Origin of the sequence: Tahibacter sp. (genome assembly GCF_032229445.1) — a bacterium.
Classification (GTDB): Bacteria; Pseudomonadota; Gammaproteobacteria; order Xanthomonadales; family Rhodanobacteraceae; genus Tahibacter.
Genome location: NZ_JAVTWC010000127.1, coordinates 106,214 through 127,027, shown reverse-complemented (window position 1 = coordinate 127,027; position 20,814 = coordinate 106,214). Strand labels below are relative to the sequence as shown.

General features: G+C 68.4%; 10 protein-coding genes. 3 read left to right on the top strand and 7 right to left on the bottom strand.

Annotated features, from left to right (window positions below; genetic code table 11):
• Positions 1 to 333: 333 nt before the first annotated feature.
• The 3 genes from RUU78_RS24665 to RUU78_RS24655 all read right to left on the bottom strand — a co-directional run bounded on the left by RUU78_RS24665 (position 334) and on the right by RUU78_RS24655 (position 5,760).
• Positions 334 to 822 (bottom strand): hypothetical protein, encoded by a 489-nt coding sequence (locus RUU78_RS24665; protein WP_313920463.1) that lies wholly within the window; start codon positions 820 to 822, stop codon positions 334 to 336.
• Between the two features lie 195 nt (positions 823 to 1,017).
• Positions 1,018 to 3,516 carry a TonB-dependent receptor gene (locus RUU78_RS24660; protein WP_313920462.1) on the bottom strand — a complete coding sequence of 833 codons (2,499 nt, stop codon included), beginning with the start codon at positions 3,514 to 3,516 and terminating at the stop codon, positions 1,018 to 1,020.
• Positions 3,517 to 3,936: 420 nt separating this feature from the next.
• Complete coding sequence (locus tag RUU78_RS24655; RefSeq protein ID WP_313920460.1) at positions 3,937 to 5,760, bottom strand: hypothetical protein; 1,824 nt, start codon at positions 5,758 to 5,760, stop codon at positions 3,937 to 3,939.
• A 338-nt stretch (positions 5,761 to 6,098) separates the two neighbouring features.
• On the opposite strand from RUU78_RS24655, the gene RUU78_RS24650 reads away from it, so the two are divergent.
• Together RUU78_RS24650 and RUU78_RS24645 are read left to right on the top strand one after the other, a co-directional pair.
• Positions 6,099 to 9,578, top strand: a complete 3,480-nt coding sequence (locus tag RUU78_RS24650; protein WP_313920458.1) for a winged helix-turn-helix domain-containing protein — start codon at positions 6,099 to 6,101, stop codon at positions 9,576 to 9,578.
• A gap of 4 nt (positions 9,579 to 9,582) precedes the next feature.
• A complete protein-coding gene (locus tag RUU78_RS24645; RefSeq protein WP_313920457.1) occupies positions 9,583 to 9,960 on the top strand; it encodes a hypothetical protein in 378 nt (125 codons plus the stop codon).
• 10 nt (positions 9,961 to 9,970) lie between these two features.
• Here RUU78_RS24645 and RUU78_RS24640 read toward each other — a convergent pair whose 3' ends face one another.
• Positions 9,971 to 10,579: a hypothetical protein gene (locus RUU78_RS24640; protein WP_313920454.1), complete on the bottom strand. Its 609-nt coding sequence runs from the start codon at positions 10,577 to 10,579 to the stop codon at positions 9,971 to 9,973.
• 270 nt (positions 10,580 to 10,849) lie between these two features.
• Here RUU78_RS24640 and RUU78_RS24635 point away from each other — a divergent pair, with 270 nt between their 5' ends.
• Positions 10,850 to 16,228 (top strand): S8 family serine peptidase, encoded by a 5,379-nt coding sequence (locus tag RUU78_RS24635; RefSeq protein ID WP_313920452.1) that lies wholly within the window; start codon positions 10,850 to 10,852, stop codon positions 16,226 to 16,228.
• Between the two features lie 92 nt (positions 16,229 to 16,320).
• On the opposite strand, the gene RUU78_RS24630 is transcribed toward RUU78_RS24635, so the two are convergent.
• The 3 genes from RUU78_RS24630 to cysI form a co-directional block, all read right to left on the bottom strand.
• Positions 16,321 to 18,072, bottom strand: coding sequence for a bifunctional sulfate adenylyltransferase/adenylylsulfate kinase (locus tag RUU78_RS24630; RefSeq protein WP_313920451.1), 1,752 nt, complete (start codon positions 18,070 to 18,072; stop codon positions 16,321 to 16,323).
• A gap of 333 nt (positions 18,073 to 18,405) precedes the next feature.
• The gene (locus RUU78_RS24625) at positions 18,406 to 19,128 is read right to left on the bottom strand and encodes a phosphoadenylyl-sulfate reductase (protein WP_313920449.1); all 723 of its coding nucleotides are present in this window, start codon (positions 19,126 to 19,128) and stop codon (positions 18,406 to 18,408) included.
• The gene (gene cysI, locus RUU78_RS24620; protein ID WP_313920447.1) at positions 19,125 to 20,813 is read right to left on the bottom strand and encodes an assimilatory sulfite reductase (NADPH) hemoprotein subunit; all 1,689 of its coding nucleotides are present in this window, start codon (positions 20,811 to 20,813) and stop codon (positions 19,125 to 19,127) included. Before cysI ends, RUU78_RS24625 begins: the two co-directional genes overlap by 4 nt.
• Between the last annotated feature and the right edge of the window lies 1 nt (position 20,814).

Genomic DNA, 20,814 nt, shown 5'->3' with positions numbered 1-20,814 from the left:
CTGCGCGTGATAATACAGGGTGTCGTGGGGCGGCCGGGCGGTGGGCCTTTACGCGTTCGGGGCGGCGTCCGCCGCCTGCGCGGCGCCGGCCCGCGGCACGGTGGAACGATTTGCGCTGTAGTGGTGCGGGACGTACGCGATGGCCGGACACGACGCTGACGGTGCTGAGGCAGTTCAATCCGTTCTGGGCGGTTCCGGCAGAGTGCCGATGAAGCCATCGTTGACGGCCGGTCTTGCGCCATCGCAGCGCGTTGCGTGAATGCAAAAATGTACACAAACAAAAAACCCCGGCGAAGGCCGGGGTTTTTTTCTGTCGCCGAGGCGACAGCCCGATCAGAAATCGGAGCAGCCGAACGCGGTCATCGACTGCTTCGCGGCATCGTTCGCGGCGGTGCAGGCCTGGGCCAGGCCGGCCTTGCCTTCCGGGGTCGACGCGGCCTGCTTCCAGGCGGCGCGCATCTGGTCGAGGCTGGCCTGCAGCTGGGTGCGCGAGGCTTCCGGAACCTTGCCCGACACGCAGGCGGTGTACTTGGTGATGTAGTTGTCGCATTCCGGCACGCCGACCGAGTCGACGGCCACCGGAGCGGCAGCGGCCGGCGGCGGGGTTGCGGCCGGCGCTGGCGTGGCGGGAGTGGTGGCCGGAGCCGGCGCAGCGGCCGGCTTGGCGGGTTCGGGCTGCTTCTGGCAAGCGGCCAGGACGAGGACGGCGCAAGTGACGATAAGCGGGCGAGCGAAGCGGATCATCGGTTTCTCCTCAATAACGATGGCATCACCCCTATGGGCGACGAAGCAACAACGTTGCGGCGGCACTTCAGCGAACATCCCCATCCGCCGCACGGCCGTGTCGGACACGGCACGGCCGGCACTCTAGCGCAGCTGAACGGGGTTTTCGTGTCCGCCGGATGAACGAGGAGGCAACCACGCCGAGGCCGTTGCGGCCCCGGCGGCAGGAGTGGATCGCGTTGCTGCGAAAGACCCGCGCGCCTTCGCGCACGGGTCGCGCAGGCTGCGCAAGACTTAGAACCGGTAGTTCAACCGCGCGTAGTAGTAGCCGCCGTTGAGGCCGAAGGGCAGGGTTTCCCAGCCGTACTTGAAGCCGAGGTACGGGAACGGGTTCTGGTCCGGGCCGGTGGATTCCCACTTGTCGGGATACACGTCGAAGATGTTGTTGCCGCCGAGGGTCACGCGCAGGTCGTCGGTGAAGTTGTAGCTGACCGACAGGTCCGTCAGCCACTTGCCGCCCCACTTCTGTTTCAGGCCCGGCGTGAAGCCTTCGCCCGACACGGAGCCGTAGTAGTTGAACGCGAGATCCGTATACCAGGCGCCGCTGCGGTAGTTGGTCCCGAGCGTGGCGCGCTGGTGCGGCTGGCCTTCCTCGACGAGGGTGACCTGCTCGCGGCCGAACAGCGTCGAGGCGGGCACGAAGGTCGACGGCGAGTTGATGCGCAGCACTTCGGTCTGGTTGTAGTTGAACGCGGCCGAGACGCCCAGGCGCGCGCCGCTGGACAGCTCGGTGCCGTACTCGGCGACGACGTCGATGCCGCGCGTCTTGGTGTCGATCGCATTGGTGAAGAACGTGGCCTGGCCGACGTTGAGCGGCCGCAGCAGCAGTGCGATCGGGCACACCGTGGGATCGGTGCAGCCGGCGCTGTTGGCCTCGGGGCCGATCGCGCCGGAGAACACGATGCGGTCGTCGATGTTGATCTGGTAGACGTCGGTCGTCAGCGAGAACTCGTTGGTCGGCTTCCAGACGAAACCCAGCGAGTAGTTGTCGGACGATTCTTCCTTCAGCGGCTTGACGCCGAAGGCCAGCGCGACCGGGCTGCCCTGGCGCGCGGTGATCGTGTCGGTCAGCGTGCCGTCGGCGTTGAGGTTGGTCGATACCTGGCTGAAGAACTGCTGCTGCACGCTCGGTGCGCGGAAGCCCTTGGACACGGTGCCGCGCAGCGAGAACGCGTCGTTGACGTTGTAGCGCAGGCTCAGCTTGCCGGTGTTGTTGGTGCCGAAGTCGCTGTAGTCCTCGAAGCGGCCGGCGGCGCCGATCAGCAGGTTCTGCGTGACGTAGGACTCGGCGTCGACGTAGACGCCGAAGCTGCGGCGGCTGGCGTCGATCTGCGTCGCCGGCGTGAAGCCCGGAAAGCCCTGGATACCGGCCGCGGCGATGCCACCGGCGGCGTTGATGATCTCGATGGTCGGATCGTTGGTGCGGCCGTACTGGTACGAGACCGTGTCGCCGGCAATGATCTGGTAGCCGTCGCGACGCCATTCCGCACCGACACCGAGATACAGCGGCTCGGCGCCGATGCCCCAGTCCACGTCGCCGCTGAGGTCAAAGTTCGCCGTGGTCTGCTTGAAGCGCAGCGTGCCGTCTTCGGCCGAGGTCGGCGATTCCGCATAGATGCCGCCGCCGGGCCTGGGTTCGTAGTAGTAGCTGACGTTGGCCGTGCCTTCGGAGGCGAACTCGAACTGGTTCCAGCCGCGGTTGACGCTGAAGTCCCACTTCCACGAATCGTTGAGCGCATGACGGTAGCCGACGGCGAGCGAACGGTCGTCGGTCGTGGTCAGCAGCGTCGGCAGGAAGCCGTTGGGATACAGCTGCGGAATCGTGCGGCCGTCGCCGGCCGAGCGGAAGAAGCCCGACGAATTGCCTTCGCGGCGCGACACGCCGCCGAAGGCGTACAGCTCGCCGCCGGCCAGCGGCAGTCCGGCGTTGATCCACAGCTGCGCGGCTTCCATGTCCGCTTCGCCGAGGCGCTGGGTCACGCGCGGCGGATCCACGCGCAGGCTGTCGGGACCGGCGCGATTGGTCTCCAGGCGCTTCATGTAGTCGGCGGTGATGTTGATGAAGCCTTCGCCGCCGAGCTTGAAGCCGGTATTCAGCGCGGCGCGGTACTGGTCGCCGTCGCCGGCGTAGGTTTCGCCGACTTCGATGCCGAGGTCGGTGTGGTCGGTCTGGTTCTTCAGGATGATGTTGATGACGCCGGCGATGGCGTCGGAACCGTATTGCGCCGACGCGCCGTCGCGCAGCACTTCGATGCGCTCGATCGCGGCGATCGGGATGGTGTTGATGTCGGTACCGGCCGAGCCGCGGCCGATGGACTGCTGCACGTTGACCAGCGCCTGCTGGTGGCGGCGCTTGCCGTTGACCAGCACGAGCACCTGGTCCGGGCCCAGCCCGCGCAGCGTGGCCGGCCAGATCAGGTCCGTGCCGTCACTGACGAAGCTGGTCGGGAAGTTGAACGAGGGCGCGAGCTTCTGCAGCAGCTTGCCGGTCTCGATCGCGCCGGTGGCCTCGATCGCTTCGCGGCCGATCACGTCGACGGGTGCCGCGGTGTCGGTGTCCGAGCGGTTGCCCGCGCGCGTGCCGGTCGAGATCACGTTGATGGTTTCGAGCTTGTCGGCATCGGTTTCGCCGGCGGTGTTCTGCGCGTAGGCGGGCAGTGCGGCCAGGCCGGCGATCAAGGCGACATACAGTGCGGCGCGCGGCGTGGCGCGTCCTTTGGCGGACAGGTTCATCGGTCGACTCCCAGGTACGGATTGGCGCCGGACGACACGCGCGATCACGTTCTGCGGGTGTTCGTCCGAGCTGTTTTCCCGCCCCCCGGCGGGTGCGCGCTGGCGCGGCGCAAGTGTCGCGGATCACTGCAGCGCTGTATAGCCGTTGCGACTGGGTATCGGTCGAATCATGCCTGTATGCAGTGCTTTTCGCGTCTCGCGGCGCGCGCATAAAACAAAACGCAATAAGCAACTAGCGAAATTGTGACGGATTCGGCGGCGACGTATAGGCCATTGCGATTTGGCTGGGTCGCCGGGCGCGCCGAAGGCGCCGCGACGGTCCGTCGCGGCGCCATTTGCTGCGCCGATCACCTGCCTCCCGGCGCAATACCGGCTGCATGCCGGCGCAACGTCGGTCGCGGACGCCGCGCCGGCGGGGCCTTACTGGTCGGCGAAGCGGGCCGCGCCGGTGAACGGTGCGATGCCGCCGAAACGCATGTTCTGCAGATCGACGGGCTGGTGGGTCAGCGCGTTGGTCGCGCGGATGCGGTAGTAGTGGGCATGGTCGGGACCGCCGTTGATCAGGTTGTACGGCCTGAGCACGCTGACGTGGGTGACGCCGCCGAGCACTTGCACCTCCGCGTCGGGCCCGTTGATGACCGCGGTGAACGGCGGTCCCTGTTCGGTGATGCGGACATTGCGCAGCGGCGTGACGAGAGCCACTTCGGCCGGCGCGTGCCAGTAGCCGCCGAGTCCTTCGGCTTCGCGCTCGCTGACATTGCGCGCAATGATGTCGCCTTCACCGCCTTCGAAGCGGTATACATTGCCGAGTTGTTCCGTCGTCGTCAGTTCCAGGTTCGCATCCGGGTCGGCCGGCATCTGGGCGATGCTCACGCCGAGGATCAGCGGCGCGTCGGAGGTCGTGGTGCCGGTGAAGGACTGGCCGGCTTCGTTCGCGGTCCAGCCGGCCTGCACGCTGCCGCCCTGGGCGCTGAACGTGAATGGGCCGATGCGCAGGCCGGTCGCTGCCTTGAAGGTCTGCTGGAAGCGTGAGAACGAGGCCTTGCTGACGCGGATCGTGAAGTTGGGCTTGTAGCCGACGTACATGCCGGTCTTGAGCAGATTGAAGAAGCCCGTCTTGCCGAAGACTGCCTGGGTGCCGTCGCCGCCGTACGCGCTGTAGCCGCGCGTGAACGGCCCGGTCGCGTGGCTGCGCACGAAGCTGCCGTTGTACCAGTCGCTCGGCGTGATGCCGATCAGGTCGATGGCCTCGAATTCCAGGGACACTTCCAGTTCGTTGTCGGTCTCGAATTCGGTGATGCGTTCCCAGCTGCCCTTGACCTGCACTTCCCAGAAGAACTGCGAGATCGACAGGCTCGTGCCGGCCCAGGTCTTGGAGTAGTCATAGCTCGCCTCGCGGTTGGTGAAGCCCATGGTCGCGCCACCCGGACCGCTGCCGGCCTTGACTGCGTCGACCCAGGCGGCCGCGTTCTGCGAGACCTGGTAGTACGGCACGAGCGGGAACTTCGACAGGCCGGGATCGCTGAGGCGGGAATAGAAGTCCTTGTTCTCGAATTGCGCCTGCGCATCGGCCAGCCCCGGCGTGTTGGCCTTGGCCACGACGACGTTGTAGTTGATCTGCGCCTGGCTCAGACGCGTAAAGGCCGCGTCGATCTTGATCGAATAGCCGCGGCCCTGCGGCGTGGCCAGCCACTCGGTGAAGGTCGGCTTGTTGTCCGTGACCTGATCGCCGTAGATGGTGCTGGCCTGGTTTACGGCCAAGGTGTAGTCGTTCGCGGCGTTGGTCAGCGCCTCGCCCGAGACGCGGATTTCCTCGCGCAGCTTCGGATCGTCGGTCGCCGCCAGGATCACGTCGAGGAAGGAGCTGTAGGCCTGATGGATACGGTCGGCGCTGGAGACGAACGCACCGACGGCGCTCCACTGCGGCGCGACCGAGCAGAAATCGTATTGCGCCGCGCTGATGAAGCCGGCCGACTGGGTTGGCCAGGTCCAGGTCGTGAACGGATAGATGAGCTGGAAGTTGTTCGGGCTCGTGCCCAGGCTGTTGACCAGGGCGCGGTAGAGCAGGCCCCAGGGCTTCTGGTCGAAGTCGCCGGCGGCCAGCACGCGGGAGTCGGCGGCCTGTGCGCTGCGGGCCAGGCTGCGCGAGCGGGCGCCGGTGCGGAACAGCGAAACCGGCGCGTCGGGCGCATCCGTGGTCTTGCCCGCGTCCTTGGCCAGGGTGGTGACGGAAAGTTTGGACATGGTGGAATCCTCTGCCTTGGTAATGTCGATGCCTGCGTGTCGCATGCGCGGTTCCACCAGGGTGGTGGCGTACGGCGTTCAGGGGCGCCGGCCGCGTCGTGCGTGGACGGCGCTGCAGGTCCGGCGCCGTTGCGGCCAATCTGCGCAAGACCTGCCCGGCGCCGCCTTACGGAAACCTTACGATCCGCATTTTCCTGTCGTTTCAGTGGCTTAGCGCCGAGCCTCGGATGTGCGCAAGGTGGAAAGCGCACTGATGACGCAATGGCGACAAGGCTGCTTCGATCACAACGCAGCCTTGTACTATCCTGTTCCCCTTCCGCACGGATTCACGTCGCCCCATGGCGCAAGCCGGCCATTCCGCGATCCCGCGCTTCCGCTTCGGAGACTGGCTGGTCGAGCCCGAGGCCGGCGCGATCGAGCGGGCCGGCGCGCGCGTTGCGGTCGAACCGCGGCTCATGGACGTGCTCGTCGTGCTCTGCGAGCGCGGCGGCGAGGTGGTCAGCGCCGAGCAGCTGCTGATCGAGTGCTGGCGCGGCACGTTCTACGGCGACAACCCGGTCCACAAGACCATCGCCCAGCTGCGCCGCGCGCTCGGCGACAGCGCGACCGAGCCGCGCTACATCGCCACCGTGCGCAAGCGCGGTTACTGCGTCGTCGCCGACGTCACCTTCCCGGAACGCTATGCCGGGCCCGGCGGCCGCGCCGCGCCGCGCTGGGCGGACGGGTCGCCCTACGTCGGCCTCGGCGCGTTCGAGGCCAGCCACCGCCATGTGTTCTTCGGCCGCGCGCGCGCGCAGGCCGAGGTGCTGACGCTGCTGCGCCGTCGCCTGGACGAGGAACGCGGCTTCCTGCTCGTGCTCGGCCCCAGCGGGTGCGGTAAGAGTTCGCTGCTGCGCGCCGGCGTCGTGCCGCTGCTGACCCAGCCCGGCGGGTTCGACGGCTGCCGCGTGCTGGCCTGCGCCGGCATCGACGGCGCACAGGCCGGTGCGGACGCCCTGGCCGCGCTGGCCGAGGCCATGCTCGGCTGGCAGGTCGATGGGCAGGCGCTGTTCCTGCCCGGCGAGCGGGATTTGCTGTGCGCAGAGCTGGCCGGGAATCCGGCGGCGCTCGCCGCGCGCGTGGGCGAACGCCTGGCGCGACGGCACGCGCCGTCGCCGGGCGCGCGGCAGATCGTGCTGCTGCAGCTGGACCAGCTCGAGCAATGCCTGCTTGCCGCGGGCGATGACGCGACCCAGCCGCAGCGGCTGTTCCAGACCCTGGCCGGACTGCTGCGCGGCGGCCATGTCGCGGTGCTGGCCGCCTGCCGCGACGATTTCTACCCGCGCCTGGTCGCGCTGCCGGCGCTGGTCGCGCTCAAGGCGGACGGTGGCAGCTTCGACCTGCCGTTGCTCAATCCGGGCGAGCTGGCGCAGATCATTCGCGCACCGGCGCTGGCGGCTGGCCTGCGCTTCGAGTTCGACGCGGCGAGCTCGCTGCGCCTGGACGATGTGCTGCGCGATGCCGCCGTGCGCCAGCCGCAGCCGCTACCCCTGCTGCAACATGCGCTGCTGGAAATCTACCGGCAGCGCGCCGGCGGCACGCTGACCTTCGCCGCCTATCGCGCCATCGGCGGACTCGAAGGGGCGCTGGCCCAGCGCGCCGAGCAGACCTTCGCCGGCCTGTCGGCGGCCGCGCAGCGGCAGTTGCCTGGCGTGCTGCGCGTCATGGTGATGCTGACGCTGGCCGGGGACGACGCCCTGCCCGTCGGGCGACGCGTCGCCTGGAGCGAGCTCACCGAGGTGCCGGCACGCGAGCTCGTGCAGGCCTTCGTGGAGCAGCGCCTGTTCGTCGCGGCCGGCGGAGCCGACGTGCCGGGCGTCGCGGCGGCGCATGAATCCCTGTTCCGCAACTGGCCGCGGGCGCGCGACTGGGTCGGCGAGAACCGGCGCCTGCTGTTGGCGCGCGCGCGTCTGGCTGCCGCGTGGCGGCGCTGGCGCGACGAGGGCCGGCCGCGCGATTTCCTGCTGCCGCCCGGCAGCCAGCTCGACGACGCGCGCCAGCTGCTGGCCGATGCGCCGCCGCTCGACGAAGGCCTGCGCGAATTCGTCGGCGAATCGGTGCGGCGCTGGCGCCGCCAGCGCCGGCGCGCCTTTGTCGCCATCGCCCTGGTGCTGGTCTCGGCGCTTGCGGCCAGCGTGGCCGGCGCGCTCGCCGTGCTGGCCCGCGCCGAAGCGGACCGGCGCCGGGTCGAAGCCGAGGGCCTCGTCGGCTACATGCTCGGTGACCTGACCGAGCGCCTGCGCGGACTCGGCAAGCTCGATGTGCTCGACTCGGTCGGCAACGAGGCGCTGAACTATCTTGTCGCACTCCCCGAGGACGACAGCAGCCTCTCGACGCAGCTGCTGCGCATCCGCGCGTCGCGCCAGATCGGCGAGATCCGCTTCGCGCGCGCCGAGCCGGCCGCGGTGGCCGCGTTCTCGCATGCGCTCGACCTCGCGGAGCGGCTCGTGCAGCGCGAACCCGCTGCAGCCGACGCCTGGCTCGAACTCGGCAACGCGGCGTTCTGGCGCGGACAGTCCGCGTTCCAGGACGGCGATGTCGCGACGGCGGCGACGCACTGGCAGCGCTATCACGCCGCCGCGCGCCGCCTGCTCGCGCTGCGGCCCGGTGATGCAAAAGCGCAACTGGAACTTTCCTACGCGCTCAACAACCTGGCCACGCTGGACTTCCAGGCGCTGCGCTTGGACGAGGCGCGTGCGCGCTTCGCCGAGTCCAGCGCACTCAAGCGCGAGGTGCTGCGCGCACAGCCCGGCGACGAGAGCGTGATCGCGGACCTCGCCGACAGCCTGACCTGGCAAGGCCAGGTCGATGAAGCCGATGCGCGGCTGGCCGCGGCAGAAAGCCTGCAACGCGCCGCGCTGGAGATGATCCAGCGCCTGCGCACGGCGAGTCCCGACGACCAGCGCTGGATTCACCGCGAAGCGCTGGCGCGCCATCATCTCGCGCGTACATTGCTTGCGCGCGGCGATGCCGGGACGTCGTCGGCGCTGCTGGTCGACGCGCACGACGCGCTGCACGGACTCGTGGCCAGCGACGCGAGCAACCGCGAGTGGAAGCGCGACGCCGCGCTGGCCGGCCTGCATGCCGGCATCGCGCTGAGCGACGCGCAGCCGGGACGCGCACGCGACTATCTGCGTGCCTCACAGGCGCAGCTGCAGGCGCTTGCGGCCGAGGGCGAAGGCGGCGACGTGCCGGCACTGGAATCACTGGCGCGTTTGCGCCTGCTGTATCTGTCGGCGCCTGCGGTGCCTGTCCGCGCGGCGCAGCTCGATGCGATCGCCGCGACGTTGCGCGGTCGTGCGAGTGGCGGCAGCTTCGGCGCGAAGGTGCTCGTGGAGGTGCTGCTCGCGCGCGCGGCGTCGCCGGATTCGCCACCGCGACGCGAGGCGCCTTCGTCGGCGATGTCGTCAGCGCCATCGCCACCCTCGGCGTCATCCGCTCCGGCCGACGCAACGGGCGCAGTGGACACATCCGCCGCAACGGACCCTGCCATCGCTTCCACAGCAACGGCCACACCATCGGCAGTGGCTGCGCAAGCGGTGGCGCCACCTGAGTCCTCGACCGCGAGCGCGACCACCGACGCACTGGCCGAAGCGCGCCGCCTGCTCGCCGCGCCACAGTTCGGCAGCGATGCCGACACGCTCGCGTTGCGCCTGCGCGCGGCGCTGCTCGCGGGCGACACCCCGGCTGCAGGCTCGCTGCGCGACGCGCTCGCGGCAGCCGGCTACCGCCATCCCGACCACCAGCATTTCCTGCACGACCATCCTCCCAAGGAGTAATCGCATGGCCCCCGGAAGAAACCAGATCACTACCGAAATCAGCGTGGCGCACGTCGAATCCGGCGGCAATACCGGCGGCGGACGCTATTTCTTCGCCTACAAGCGCGACCACATCCTGGTTGAGCAGCGCGACACCACGCTGGTGTTCGCGCTGTCGGAAGACACGTCAAAGGATTTCATCGTCGAGACGCTGGTCAGCAGCGATGCGCGCGGCCAGCTCCGCGACCCGGTCGTGGCCAGCGACTCGCGCAGCGCGAGTGTCGTCGTCGTGGACACTACGTCCTACCTGCTGCACATCGGCCTGATCGTGCGCAACACGGCGACGATGGACACGCTGGTGTGCGATCCGCAGGTCGTCTGCCGGCCCAGGCCGGGCCCATGATGGCGCGGTCTCAGCGACAGGGATCACGGCCCAGGCTGCGCTCATAGCTGCTGACATCCTCGTCGCGTTCGTGCCCGGCGCGACCGCTCGCGCTGGCGGTGTGGATGCGCCGGCAGGCTTCGGTTCGCGGCAGAGGCATGGCCGATACCGGTACTGCCTGCGCGGCGCCGCGGCTGCGGCCACGGGTCCTGTTGTCGCGCAACTCCACGCTGGCGATCGCGGTACGCGGGCACGGCGAGTGCTGGTAATAGACCTCGCCGTTGCCGATGCGGCATTGCCAGGATTGCGGTTCGGATTCGTCCGCGCGCGAGCGGGTCACCGTCGCACTCCGGTCGCCTGCGCCGCGAACGCGCGCAAGCCGGGACTTGGGTACGCGCTGCGCCGTCGAGGAACGGCCGCGCGCGGATGTCGCCGGTTTCGTCGCGTGCGCGCTGTCATCGACGGCAGGCGCGACGACGGGACCGTGACGTAGCTGCATCACCCGCGTCGTCAGGTGCGGCGCGCAGGGCGTGGCCTGGTAAGCAATGTGATCTTTTCCGTCGGTGCACTTGTACACCGGTGCGGCGCCGGCGCGGCCGATCAGCAGGCCGAGTGCGAACAGCAGAAGAACGCGAAGCATGAGGGGGACTCCATGTCAGGGGAGTCCAGCCTACGTTTCGGGATCAACCTGCGCGTCGGTTTTCGGCTGGCGCGATGCTCGGAGAATTCCGGTGACTCCGGCATGCCCGTCGAGCGAGCGAACACCTCCACCGGCAGCTCGGCGCTCGTGCTGCCGATCGACACGGCAGCAGCGATACGACCGCCTGATCGATTCGCGCACGAAGTTCCGCTATGCAGCCTGCCGACGCGATGTGGGTGCGCGGCCCTCGCTCGTCTGTCAGGAAATTCCATGAAGTCTTCGTTGTCGCCATTCTCGGTCGCACTGGCCGCCACGCTCTGGTCGGGTTTTGCAGTCCCCGCTTCCGTTTCCACACCGCTGGTCGCACGAGCGTTGCACGATGCGAGCTTGACCGCCGCCGCGGGCTTGAACGGGACCGAACTGCGGCGGCACAAGCCCGATACGGGCGGCGGCGCCAAGCCCAAACTGCTGACGGCGCCGTCGTCGCTGGAACGCGCGCGCCACACCGTCGTGCTCGAGGATCTACCGCTCGCCTCCTACGACGGCTCACTCAGCGGCTCTCCGACCTTGCCGCGCAGCGGGAACGGTGCGCATCAGGGCCGCGTGGACGTGAACTCGTCCGCGGCGCACGCATACCTGGATCTGCTCACGCAGAAGCAGAACACGTTCATCGCCAACGCGTCCGCGCAAGTCGGTCGCGCGCTCGCCGCCGACTTAACGCTGCGCCATGCGGTCAACGCGGTGATCCTCGATCTGTCCGACGCCGAAGCCGAAGCGCTGCGCCAGCGCGGCGACGTCATGCTCGTCGAGCGCGAGCGGCAGCTGGAACTGCTGACCGATCGCGGCCCCGCGTTCATCGGCGCGCCGTCGATCTGGGACGGCACCGCCAGCGGCGGTGTTGCGACCAAGGGCGAAGGCATCGTCGCGGCCGTGCTCGACAGCGGCATCAATTGGCAGAGCCCGGCGTTCGCCGCGACCGGCCCGATCGACGGCTATGTGCACGTCAATCCGCTCGGCGCCGGCAATTACCTGGGCCTGTGCGGCCCCACGCCGCCCAACGCCGATCTTGGCCGCTGCAACAGCAAGCTGATCGGCATGTACAACTTCACCTCGACTGCGCCCACGCGCAGTGCGACCGACGACGACGGCCACGGCTCGCATACCGCGAGCACCGTCGCCGGCAACGGCTGGGACGCGCCGTTCGGCGGCGGCACCTTCCGCCTCTCCGGCGTCGCGCCCCACGCGAACGTCGTCGCGTACAAGGTCTGCGTCGGCACCTGCCCGAGTTCGGCGATCACGCAGGCGGCCAACCAGGCCGTCGCCGACGGCATCGTCGACGTCATGAACTTCTCGATCTCCGGCGGCGGTTCGCCGTGGACCGAGGCGAACTCCGTGGCCTTCCTCGGCGCGAACAACGCCGGTATCTTCGTCGCCGCCTCAGCCGGCAACAGCGGTCCGGCGGCCGGCACGTCCGACCACCAGGAACCGTGGGTGCAGACCGTTGCCGCATCCACGCACGACCGCGTGCTCGGCTTCAATCTCGACGCGACCGGCCCGGGCACGCCGCCGGCGAACACGCAAGGCATCCCGCTGCGTCCCGGCGCGCCACCGATCCAGGTGGTCGATTTCTACAATGTACCGTTTGTAAAAAGTCCCGGATTCGCCAGCGGTACTGCCGACGGCTGTGCCGCATTCCCGGCCGACACGTTCACGCGGCCGTACGCGCCGCCGGCTGACCGCGTGTTCGCCGACGGTTTCGATCCGCCGACCACGCCACCGCCGGTCGGCGCGATCGCCGTGCTCAATCTCGACCAGAACGATTCCGGCTGCGGCAGCGGCGTGCGTCAGATGGCTGCGGTCAATGCCGGCGCGATCGGCGTGATCTTCGTCGATCCGTTCTATATCAACCTCGGCGCAGCCGGCAACGCATGGTCGATGTTGCGCTCCAACTGGGACAACCTCGCGCTGCTGGATCCCGCCACCGCCACCATGTCGATCACGCGGCCGGCGCGCACGTATCCGGGTACCGGCGACGTCGTCGCCGACTTCAGCTCGCGCGGTCCACGCGCGCTGGCCAACAACCAGTGGCTGGTCAAGCCCGACATCGCCGCGCCTGGCGTGGACATCCTGGCCGCGTACCAGGCCAACGTCACCGCCACGTCGAATCCGAACGAGACGGCGCTGGAGAACGGCACGTCGATGGCCAGTCCGCACATGGCCGGCGCTGCCGTGCTGATGCGCGCGCTGCATCCGACGTGGACGCCGATGCAGATCAAGTCGGCGCTGATGCTTACGTCCAGGACCTCGGGTCTGGTCAAGCAGAGCGGTCAGCCCAGCGATGCGTGGGACCGCGGCGCGGGCCGCGTCGATCTCGTCGCAGCCGCCAAGGCCGGCCTCGTGCTCGACGAAACCGGCGCGAACTTCCTCGCGGCGAACCCGGCGACCGGCGGCAACGTGGCGAACCTCAACCTGCCGAGCCTGGCCACTGCCAATTGCATCGGCACCTGCACGTACACGCGCACGGTGCGCCGCGCGCTGACCGGCGCGCAGACCTATACCGTATCGACGACCGGCTTCCCCGGCACGGCCGTCGCGGTAACGCCGTCGGGCTTCACGATCGGCAGTTCCGGCACGCACACGCTGACCATCACGGTGCAGAGCCAGCTGCTGCCGGAAGCGGCCTGGGCGCTTGGCGAGATCGTGCTGACGCCGAGCAATCCGGCCGAATCCACGCTGCATATGCCGGTGGCGGTCCGTCCGGGCGGTCCGGTCATCGCAACCACGCCGACGGCGCTGTCGGCGCTGTCGGCGTCCAGCGGCCTCACCGACGTCAAGACGCTGACGATCAGGAACACCGGCAACCCGACGCTGAACTGGACGATCGCGACCAGCGGCCCCGCGCAGGTGACGCTGCTCGACACCGCGACCACCGGCAACGGCCAGCAGGCCGGTGTCTACACCGGCTCGGCGCGCGGCGACTACTGGGCGCAGAACTTCGATGTCGCGGCCACGACGCGCGTGACCACGCTGCGCGCGAACGGCTTCACCTTGCCCAATACCTTGCTGACCACGTCCAACACGCCGGCGGTGACGTTCAGCATCTACGCCGACGCCGCGGGCGTACCGGCCGGCGCGCCGCAAGGCTTCGGCGCTGCGCCGCTGTGGAGCTACTCCAACACGATAGCCACGGCCAACGGCATCAGCACGAGCGACGGCAATCTGCAGTTGAACCTCACCGCGGCAAACGTCGCGGCCAATCCGCTCGATCTGCCGCCGGGCCGCTACTGGCTGATGGTGTGGCCGACGATCACCGGCCAGGGCAATAACACCGCCGGCAATCCGCTGTGGGCGTGGCGTGTGAGTTCCAACCCCCAGATCGGCGCGCCGCCGCAGCGGTACGCACCGTGGGACGATCCGGCGAACTGGCAGTTCGACGCCGACACCAGGACGATGTCCGCGTTCGTGCAGGGCACCGTCGACTGCACCCAGCCGGCGTGGATCAGCTACAGCAACACCGGCGGCGCGCTCGGCTTCGCCGGACAGACGACGACCGACGCCATGTTCAACGCCGCCGGCCTTGCCGCCGGCACGTATCGCGCCACGCTGTGCCTCACGAGCAACGCCACCAATGCGGCGACGCTGCCGGTGCCGTTGGAATTTACCGTGACCCGTCAACCGCCGACGCTGTCCAACGCGTTCGCGCCGGCGGCGATCACGACGACGACGACGAGCACGCTGACCGTGACGCTCGCCAACCCGAACCCGGTCGACGCGGTGTTGACGCACGCTTTCGTCGATCGCCTGCCGCCCGGTGTCTTCGTCGCGCCGGTCGCGAATGCGGCCACGACCTGCGTCGACGGCAGCGTGACGGCGAATGCCGAAGGCACGGCCGTGACACTGGTCAGCGACGCGCGGATTCCGGCGAACGGCAGTTGCACCGTGACGGTCGACGTGCGCTCGCGCTACCCGCAGACGTATACGCAGACGATCGCGCCCGGCGCGCTGCGCACGAACGCCGGCGACAACGCGGCCTCGGCGAGCGCGGCGCTCGCGGTTGCCTCGATCGGCATGGGCAGCTTCCCGCCGGCCGAAACCTTCGACAGCGTCGTGCCGCCGGCATTGCCGCCCGGCTGGACGACGTCGGCAGTCGGCAGCGGCGTTCCGTTCGTCACGCAGGCCAGCCTGTCTCACACCGCGCCGAACGCGTTGTTCGTACCCGAACAGGAAACGCAGGGCCAGTCGTTCCTGACCAGCCCGACCGTCACGGTTGCCGCCGGCGCGCGCCTGACGTTCCGCCATCGCGTGCGGACCGAGGAATACCTCGACGGCGGCACGCTGGAACTCTCGGTCGACGGCGGTGCATTCACGAACGCCGAGGATCTGGGTGTGCTGTTCGTCAGCGGCGCGTTCGGCGGTTCGATCGCGCGCGTGACCGATTGCGACGCCGAGCCGCTTGCGCCGTACGGCTGGGTGACGAATACCGGCAGCGGCAGCAGCGGAACGTCGGCGGTCAATATCGTGCTGCCCAATGCCATGGCCGGTCGCGACGTGGCGTTCCGCTGGCGCCATGGCTCGGATTGCAGCGTGATGGAGGACGGCGGCGGCTGGTGGATCGACTCGATCAATCTCGATACCGGCAACGGCATCACGCTCGAAACCGCGTTCGAACCGACGAACTCGATCACCGGCACGATCGCGAGCGAGGTGATCACGCTCGGCAGCACGCGCGCCGATCCGGTGACGCTGACGGCTGCGCTGACGACAAACCTGCCGACTGGTCTCGCCTTCGCCGATCCACCGAACGCGAGCACGACGTGCGCGAACGGCGCGATCACGGCGGTGGCCGGTACGCGTGCGCTGACGTTTGCGGCCGGCGCGATCATTCCGGCGTTCGGTACCTGCACCGTTCGCTACGACGTCGTCACGACGAGCATGGGCATGTACCGGCACACGATCGCGGCGAGCGCGCTCAAGACCAGCGGCGGCAACAACCTCCAGCCGACGAGCGCGATCTACCAGGCGGTGACGCCGGGCGTGCCGACGATGACGACCGGCTTCGAACCGCCGCAGTTCGCGATCGGCGGCTTGCCGCAGCTCGCCTGGCTCGGGGCCAACGGCATCTTCAACGCGAATCCCGCGACCGGCGTGCAGCATGCGCGCGTGCTGTCGAACGGCGGCAACTACCCGATCCAGAACGCGTCGGCGCTGATCTCGCCAACCTTTGCGCAAGGCGCGACGCAGTACTCGATCGCGACTGCGAAGATGGCGATCGGCAACATCGGCACCGGGTCGAGCTGGTTCTTCAAGCCGGTGAATGAAGAGTTGACGCCGCCGATCACGTACGTGAAGTTCGACCGCGGCACGCGTGCGATTGCCGTCTACGATGCCGCGGTGGGCGGCTTCGTCGATACCGGTTCGCTATGGCCTGACGCTGCGTATTTCGAAGTGAAGATCATCGTCGAGCGCGCGACCAAGGCGCTGCGCGTGTGCCTGAACGGCGCGACGATCTATACCGGCGTCGCAGGCAACGCGCACATGCGCCTGCTGGAATTCGGCGGAGTGATGGAAGGGGGCTCCAACGGCAGCACGTTCGACGTCGATGACGTGACGCTCGACAACGTCAATACCGACGGTGGTTGCACGCCTTAGCGATTACCCGGCCACGGCCTGTTCGTAGAAACCGGCCGTGGCCAACCCATCGGACAGAATGTTTCGTTGCTTTCGCGCCGATCGAAGCCGCCTTAGCCTTCCAGCAGCCCCCGATTGCGCAGGAACGCCAGCACTTGGTTGGCCAGCACGCCGGCGTCGGCCGCGGTCGTGTCGAAGGCCAGTTCCGGATTCTGCGGGACTTCGTACGGATCGCTGACGCCGGTGAACTGCGGAATCTTGCCGGCGCGGGCCTGGGCGTAGAGACCTTTGCGGTCGCGGCTTTCGCAGACGTCGATCGGCGTCGAGACGTGGATCTCCACGAACGCGCCGTGCTGTTCGACGAGGCGGCGGATCTCCGCGCGGGTCTCGGCGTACGGCGCGATCGGCGCGCAGATCGCGATGCCGCCATGGCGCACGATCTCGCTCGCGACCCAGCCGATGCGCGTCACGTTGGCGATGCGGTCTTCGCGCGAAAAGCCGAGGCCCTTGGACAGATTCTTGCGCACCTCGTCGCCGTCGAGCAGCGTGATCGGGCGGCTCGACCGTTCCAGCAGCTTCGCGATGACGGCTTCGGCCAGCGTGGATTTTCCCGATCCCGACAGGCCGGTGAACAGCAGTGCGACGCCCTTGTTCGCGCCGGCCGGATAACGCTCGCGCAGGATGTCGACGACGTCGGGGAAGGTGAACCACGCCGGGATGTCTTCGCCGGTGACGAGGCGGCGGCGCAGCTCGGTGCCGGAGATGTCCTGCACCGTGTCGTCCTGGCGCACCTCGGTCGACGGTACGTAGGTATCGCGGTTCGCGGCATAGACCATGGCCGGGAACGGCACGGCGCGGATGCCGATTTCCTGCTGGTGGCGCGCGAGCAGTTCCTGCGCCGCGAACGGCTCGTAGAACGGCTTGCCGTTCGCGTCGTTGCCGGGGCCGGCGTGGTCGCGGCCGATGATGAAATGCGAGGCGCCGTAGTTCTTGCGGATGATGGCGTGCCACACCGCCTCGCGCGGGCCGGCCATGCGCATCGCGAGCGGCAGCAGCGACAGCGTTGCGTCGTTCTTCGGATAGTGCCTGAGCAGCGCGCGATAACAGCGCACGCGCGTGTAGTGGTCGACGTCACCGGGCTTGGTGCGGCCGACCACGGGCTGGATCAGAAGCTTCGCGCCGGCCTGTTCGGCCGCGCGCACGGTCAGCTCGCGATGCGCGCGGTGCATCGGGTTGCGCGTCTGGAACGCGACGACGGTGTTCCAGCCCTGGCGCGCGAAGCGCTCGCGCAGTTCGCGCGGCGATTCGCGCAGTTCGGCGAAATCGTAGTGCTGCGGCGGCTGGATGCCGCGCAGCGTGCCGCCCAGATACACCGGGTTGCTGCGCTGGAGCAGATCGGCGACGCCGGGATGCGTCGGATCGGTCGTGCCGTAGACCTCGCGCGCTTCGATGAGCTTGTCGGGGAAATAGATGTCATCGACTGTCAGCACCGCAAGCGGCACGCCCTGCGAGTCGCGCAACGCGATGTCGGCGCCGGCCTGGATCGACGCGGCAAAGGCTTCGCTGACGTCGAGCGTGATCGGGATCGGCCACACCGTGCCGTCGGCCAGGCGCAGTTCGCGTACGACGCGGTCGTAGTCGCGCCGTGTCAGGAATCCGGTCAATGGCGAGAACGCGCCATTGAGCAGCAGTTCGAGGTCGCAGAGCTGGCGCTGGCTCAGGTCCCAGCCCGGCAGCGTCGCGCTGTGCTGCTTGAGCGCTTCAGCCGCATCGGCGGCGAGGTAGAGATCCTTGAGCTCGCCGCCGTGCGGCGGATTCAAGGTGTCGTGGAATTCAGTGTTGAGGGCGGTAGCGGTGTTCGACATGAGCGGGGTCCTGGTGTGAGCGCGATGCGCTCGGTCGCGGCCGGGGCAGGCAGCGATGCCTTGGGAGGCGTGGATTGAAATTTTCGGCGCTTCTTCACCTGACAGCGGGAAGCGAACACCATCCCCACCCAACCCTCCCCTTGAAGGGGAGGGCTAAGACGCTCCGCTTGAACGCTTTCTCGGCATCGTGATGCCGCAAGAGGCTCGCGGGAAGAGCCCTCCCCTTCAAGGGGAGGGTTGGGTGGGGATGGTGGTGCTCGCGGACTTGCACCGCCGTTGCGTACGGACTTCTGTCAGCGACAACATCGCTCCCTCGCCATCCCGCGCGACCATTCAAAGATCGACATGGATGCCGCACTCGCGCTTGAGGCCGAAGAACCGCGTCTCGTCCTCGTGCATGCCGGGCTCCCAGCGCGACGTGGTGTGGGTGTCGCCGATCGACACATAGCCTTCGTCCCAGAGCGGGTGATAGGGCAGGTCGAAGCGCTGCAGGTAGACGTAGATGTCGCGGTCGGTCCAGTCGACGAGCGGCTGGAACTTCCAGCGGCCGTTGCGCAGTTCGAGCACCTGCGCATCGTGGCGCGTACGTGCCTGGCTGCGGCGCAGGCCGGCGAACCAGGTGCGCACGGCCAGATCGTCGAGCGCGCGGCGCATCGGTTCGACCTTGCGCAGCGCGTTGTATTGGTCGATGCCGTCGACGCCGTTCTCCCACAGGCGGCCGTGGCGCGCTTCCATCCAGGCGCGGCTGATTGACGGGCGATAGACCTTGAGGTTCAGCTGCAGGCGCTGCGCGAGTTCGTCGGCAAAGCGATAGGTCTCGGGAAACAGATACCCCGTGTCGACGAGGATGACCGGGATGTCCGGCGTCTGCCGCGTGATCAGGTGCAGCGCCGCGGCCGACTGCGCGCCGAAGGACGACGACAGCGCGCGGCTCTGCGGCAGGCTGACCAGCGCCCAGGCGACGCGTTCCTCGGCGGGCAGCGCTTCGAGACTGCGGTTCAGCTCGGCCAGCGCGCGGCCGTCCTCGGCGGCGCTGACCAGATCGGGAAAGCTCATGTTCGTATCTCCAGCGGGATGCCGGGTTTCGCGGCGACGATGCCGCTGCGGACGAGGAAATCGCCGAAGCGTTCGCCCTCGCCGCGTTCGCCCGCGTAGCGCGCGAGCAGCGCATCCACCGTGTCCAGTATTTCGGCTTCGGCAATATTCTCTTTGTGCAGACGATTCAGGCGCTGGCCGCGATGGTCGGCGCCGAGCATCAGGCTGTAGCGGCCGGGTGCCTTGCCGACGAGCGCGATCTCGCCGAGATACGGCCGCGAGCAGCCGTTCGGGCAGCCGGATATGCGCAGGTGTATCGGTGCGTCGCCGAGGTCATGCGCAGCCATGCGGCTTTCGAGCTTGCCGAGGAGATCCGGCAGGTAGCGTTCCGCTTCGGCCATTGCGAGCGAGCAGGTCGGCAGCGCGACGCAGGCCAGTGCGTTGAGCCGCAGCGGCGAAGCGCGGCGGAACAGGTCCATGCCGTATTCGGCGACGAGTGCGTCGATCGTGTCGCGCGCCGTCGCCGGCACGTTGGCGATGATGAGGTTCTGGTTCGGCGTCAGGCGGAAATCACCGGCATGGATCTGCGCGACCGCGCGCAGCCCCGACAGCAGGCGGCGTTCGTCGCGATCGACGATGCGGCCGGCCTCGATGCGCAGGGTCAGGTGCCAGCGTCCGTCCTCACCTTCGACCCAGCCGAAGCGGTCGCCGTTGTGCTCGAACACGAAGGCGCGCGCGGTGGCGAGCGCGAAGCCGGCGCGGCGTTCGACTTCTGCTTTGAAATTCTCCAGGCCGCGATCGTCGATCGTGTACTTCAGGCGCGAGCGCTTGCGCTCGACGCGGTTGCCCCAGTCGCGCTGCGTCGTGATCACCGCTTCGGCCACGGCGATCACCTGCGCCGGCGTGACGAAGCCGATCACGTCGGCCAGGCGCGGATACGTCGTCGGATCGCCGTGGGTCGCGCCGAAGCCGCCGCCGATGGTGACGTTGTAGCCGACGACGACGCCGTCCTCGACGATCGCGATATAGCCCAGGTCGTTGGCGAAGATGTCGACGTCATTGACCGGCGGCACGGCGAACGCGGTCTTGAACTTGCGCGGCAGGTAGGTCGTGCCGTAGATCGGCTCGTGCTCAGGCGAGCCGGCGACCTGCTCCTCGTCGAGCCAGATCTCGTAGTACGCGCGCGTCTTCGGCAGGAAGTATTCGGACAGGGCCTTGGCGTGTTCGTACACGGTCGCGTGCACCGACGACAGCAGCGGATTGGCTGCCGACAGCACATTGCGGTTGACGTCGCCGCAGGCGGCGAGCGTATCGATCAGGCTCGCATTGATCGCGGCCAGCGTGGTCTTCAGCTCGCGCTTGATCACGCCGTGGAACTGGAACGCCTGGCGCGTCGTGACGCGCAGGCTGTGGTTGGCGTAGCGCGTCGCGATGGCATCCAGCGCCAGCCACTGCTGCGGCGTGGCCACGCCGCCCGGCGTACGCGTGCGGATCATGAAGCTGTAGTCGGGTTCGAGCTTCTGCTGGCGGCGCTCCTCGCGGATGTCGCGATCATCCTGCTGGTAGCTGCCGTGGTACTTGATCACGGTCTGGTCGTCGTCGCGCAGGCTGCCCGTGATGCCGTCGGCGAGGCTCTGTTTGAGCGTGCCGCGCAGCAGGTTGCTGTCGGCCTTGATCTTCTCGACGGGTGAAGCGGTCGCACTCATG

Excerpts from the sequence above, each read along its gene's own strand:
- RUU78_RS24660 (WP_313920462.1), bottom strand. The coding sequence starts at position 3,516 with ATGAACCTGTCCGCCAAAGGACGCGCCACGCCGCGCGCCGCACTGTAT.
- RUU78_RS24645 (WP_313920457.1), top strand. The coding sequence starts at position 9,583 with ATGGCCCCCGGAAGAAACCAGATCACTACCGAAATCAGCGTGGCGCAC.
- RUU78_RS24665 (WP_313920463.1), bottom strand. The coding sequence starts at position 822 with ATGTTCGCTGAAGTGCCGCCGCAACGTTGTTGCTTCGTCGCCCATAGG.
- RUU78_RS24630 (WP_313920451.1), bottom strand. The coding sequence starts at position 18,072 with ATGTCGAACACCGCTACCGCCCTCAACACTGAATTCCACGACACCTTG.
- cysI (WP_313920447.1), bottom strand. The coding sequence starts at position 20,813 with ATGAGTGCGACCGCTTCACCCGTCGAGAAGATCAAGGCCGACAGCAAC.
- RUU78_RS24640 (WP_313920454.1), bottom strand. The coding sequence starts at position 10,579 with ATGCTTCGCGTTCTTCTGCTGTTCGCACTCGGCCTGCTGATCGGCCGC.
- RUU78_RS24625 (WP_313920449.1), bottom strand. The coding sequence starts at position 19,128 with ATGAGCTTTCCCGATCTGGTCAGCGCCGCCGAGGACGGCCGCGCGCTG.
- RUU78_RS24635 (WP_313920452.1), top strand. The coding sequence starts at position 10,850 with ATGAAGTCTTCGTTGTCGCCATTCTCGGTCGCACTGGCCGCCACGCTC.
- RUU78_RS24650 (WP_313920458.1), top strand. The coding sequence starts at position 6,099 with ATGGCGCAAGCCGGCCATTCCGCGATCCCGCGCTTCCGCTTCGGAGAC.
- RUU78_RS24655 (WP_313920460.1), bottom strand. The coding sequence starts at position 5,760 with ATGTCCAAACTTTCCGTCACCACCCTGGCCAAGGACGCGGGCAAGACC.